Source organism: Xenorhabdus vietnamensis (assembly GCF_002127535.1).
In the GTDB taxonomy this organism is placed as follows: Bacteria; Pseudomonadota; Gammaproteobacteria; order Enterobacterales; family Enterobacteriaceae; genus Xenorhabdus; species Xenorhabdus vietnamensis.
Genome location: NZ_MUBJ01000063.1, coordinates 1 through 2,745 on the forward strand (window position 1 = coordinate 1; position 2,745 = coordinate 2,745).

Sequence of the window (2,745 nt, forward strand, 5' to 3'; positions counted from 1 at the left end):
GAGGGCTTTTTTTTGGGCATCTGTCAGATTAATTTTCATGGGCGCGATCCTGCGCTGATATGAATGAAAAATCAAGCATCTTCAATTACGACGGGTATAAATCTTTGCCTGTAATTTCTCAATAAAAAATTGCCTTTTAATGCAATGTTGCGTTATAATGCAAGTATCGAATAGGGAGAAAAGAAAAATGGCCTACACCGTATCTTATCATCCAGAGGCCGAAATCGAAGCCGATGAGCTACCGATTAATATTAAAGTTAAATATGATAAGGTTATTAATAAATTAGAAATAGATCCAACTAAGCTAAGAGAACCACACACGAAAGCATTAGGTGAGGGGCTTTTCGAGCTGAGAACGATGGGAACTGATATTGCAAGAGGCATTTGGGTTTATCAATCAGGTCGTAAGATAATTATCTTACGTGTATTTGTCAAAAAAACGCAAAAAACCCCACAATCTGAGATAGATTTAGCCAAGAATCGATTAAAGGAGATTCTTAATGAAACTGACAACGCATAAAGAGTTGCATGATAAGTGGATGAAAGATCCTGAATATAGAGCAGCTTATGAAGAAGAAACCAGAAAAGAGCGGTTGCAAGAAACCTTGCAACAATGGCGGGAACATGCAGGCTTGACACGTCAAGAGATCGCCAAAATCATGGGAGTTAACGCCTCTACAGTCAGCCGGATGGAATCAAACGTCGATAAGGCCAGTATCAATACATTAGCGCGTTATGCTAAGGCGTGTGGTGTTGAAAACCCCATTATTGCACTGTAATAAATCGAATTCATTATTTTATATAAAGGGCTATTAAAGCCCTTTATTTGTTTTTCTACTTTATAAAAAATATAATGTTTATTATTTATGATAATTTAAAAGAAATTAAATAAATTGAGTTTTAATCTATTTGGTCGTATAATTATTTTATTGAAACAGCAATATCGCTGCTTCACGGTAACGCCCCGCTTGGCGTAGGAAAATAAAAAATGAGTATACAAATTTTGAAGATAGGTCAGTGTTTGGTGAGTAATTTAGGTGATCTCTACGTGGTCAGTGAAGTCTTTCGTCTTAAAAAAGGGTATAATTATCGCTTGATGTTGCCGTGGTAACTACTCTATCGCATGGCGTTATTATGCGCTCTGGTTGGACGTTGCAAGATAGGATAATGTCACGAATGGAAATTCAACAACGCATAGGCGATATTAATCAATCGAGATAATCTTTATTAAATTAATTTTTCGCTAAAAACCATAAACTGTATTTTTAATCAATAAGATGTTTCGGAAAATACTGAAAGTTATTTTGCTATTTTTAATAAATAATATTGTACTTTTATCTTTTTGGTCGTACGATAAAGGTAAGTCCACTTGCCGTTCACTTTCACATACGTTTCATCCAGATGCCAAGCGCCGACACCCGTTGGATGACGCCAATACCATCGTAGTCGTCTTTCCATTTCAGGTGATAGTGCTGAACCCAACGATAAAGAGTCGTATGGTCAACATTGACGCCACGCTCAGTGAGCCTTTCCTGGCGTTCACGGTAGCTGATGCCGTATTTGCAGTACCAACGAACGGCCCACAAAATGATAATGCCTGTAAAATGACAGCCTTTGAATACATTCATACGGTGAGCTCCCGTTACTCAACATTTAACTTAGCATCATCAGTGACTCAAACTTTGCAACAGTGCTCCCTTGGTCTATATCCATACCGACAGAAATACTAACTGTTATTAGGTAAGCTAATTAACAAGCGGTCTTTCGATATAATGAGGACCCTGTTTGAAAGAAAATCATCGCCTAACAAACCATCAAAATCTATCTGTTCATTTGGGGACTGATAAATAAACGCAGAGAGTTTAACGCCGTCAGGTGCCACAATGGTTTTCTTTGGGCAGTGCTGCGTTAATTTAGCACACCCCTCCTTTGAGCGCGTGAAAAGCATTGTGTGGCTTGCACCAGTATCAATAACCATACGATGTATCTTCTCATTGCCAGATGATACACTGATTTCTATCCCATTCTTTGTGCGGGTAAACGGGATAGATTGCCAACGGTAGCCATCAGGAAGTACTTTAAGGTTGTCAGCTATCGTCAGCATCTTTGATGCGTAGTCGATAATAAGTGTTTTGTTTTTGGCAACACCTAACCCTAACACCCCATCTATAATAAGTTGTCCATTGTTGCCTAACATACCGTTACCCCACGGTTTGAATATTTCAGCGTCAATATCTGAAAGGCGTTCACCATTAACAGTAATATTGGCTGCCCTTGCCGCTATAGCAGATTTGTTACCTCCAAAAATATCAACGGTATTTTGCACGGTTGTTGTGTGATGACTCCATCTTGGAAAAATTGAGTCAAAGACGGATTGAGGGAGATAAAAGGCACCGGATACCCCAGTATCAATTGCAAGCCTGTTAACTTCTTTGCCATTGATATTGAGCGAAACAGAAGGAGTTGTATTCTCAAGGTAAATAATTGAAGCGGTTATATCTGCTTTTACTACTTCAACTGGAATGACTGTAAGACACAGCGCCATGCACGCATTCAGGACTCTATTCATATTCAGCGATCCGTTAAGGTCAGTGGATAATATTTAGCTCTAATTTGTTTCCCCTTATTAAAACATAGCAATGAGTGGGTCATGATTCCAATTTATTGATAATGATGAATGTTCAGATAATATCCAATGACTCGGTCATGCATTTCCACGGATTTTGAAAAAGACAACGTTTTACG

General features: G+C 38.5%; 5 protein-coding genes and 1 pseudogene. 3 read left to right on the forward strand and 3 right to left on the reverse strand.

Translation table 11 applies throughout. The features are described from left to right. Window positions 1–187: 187 nt before the first annotated feature. The 3 genes from Xvie_RS19955 (at window position 188) to Xvie_RS24285 (ending at window position 1,111) form a co-directional block, all read left to right on the forward strand. Entirely contained in the window at window positions 188–520 is a 333-nt protein-coding gene (locus Xvie_RS19955) for a type II toxin-antitoxin system RelE/ParE family toxin (RefSeq protein ID WP_086110839.1), read from the forward strand. Continuing rightward, entirely contained in the window at window positions 501–779 is a 279-nt protein-coding gene (locus Xvie_RS19960; RefSeq protein WP_086110840.1) for a helix-turn-helix domain-containing protein, read from the forward strand. Before Xvie_RS19955 ends, Xvie_RS19960 begins: the two co-directional genes overlap by 20 nt. A gap of 209 nt (window positions 780–988) precedes the next feature. Next, entirely contained in the window at window positions 989–1,111 is a 123-nt protein-coding gene (locus Xvie_RS24285) for a hypothetical protein (RefSeq protein ID WP_279625696.1), read from the forward strand. 227 nt (window positions 1,112–1,338) lie between these two features. Here the strand turns inward: Xvie_RS24285 and Xvie_RS19965 are convergent. The 3 genes and pseudogenes from Xvie_RS19965 to Xvie_RS19975 form a co-directional block, all read right to left on the reverse strand. Beyond that, window positions 1,339–1,628: pseudogene (locus tag Xvie_RS19965) on the reverse strand (IS6 family transposase); the annotation flags it as partial. A gap of 98 nt (window positions 1,629–1,726) precedes the next feature. Continuing rightward, window positions 1,727–2,569 carry an aspartyl protease family protein gene (locus Xvie_RS19970; protein WP_086110841.1) on the reverse strand — a complete coding sequence of 281 codons (843 nt, stop codon included), beginning with the start codon at window positions 2,567–2,569 and terminating at the stop codon, window positions 1,727–1,729. 92 nt (window positions 2,570–2,661) lie between these two features. Further along, a partial coding sequence (locus Xvie_RS19975) for an IS1 family transposase (RefSeq protein WP_244175492.1) occupies window positions 2,662–2,745 on the reverse strand: 84 nt, incomplete at its 5' end.

What these genes read in the sequence shown, in the direction of transcription:
- Xvie_RS19955 (WP_086110839.1), top strand. Translation starts at nt 188, where the DNA reads ATGGCCTACACCGTATCTTATCATCCAGAGGCCGAAATCGAAGCCGAT.
- Xvie_RS19960 (WP_086110840.1), top strand. Translation starts at nt 501, where the DNA reads ATGAAACTGACAACGCATAAAGAGTTGCATGATAAGTGGATGAAAGAT.
- Xvie_RS24285 (WP_279625696.1), top strand. Translation starts at nt 989, where the DNA reads ATGAGTATACAAATTTTGAAGATAGGTCAGTGTTTGGTGAGTAATTTA.
- Xvie_RS19970 (WP_086110841.1), bottom strand. Translation starts at nt 2,569, where the DNA reads ATGAATAGAGTCCTGAATGCGTGCATGGCGCTGTGTCTTACAGTCATT.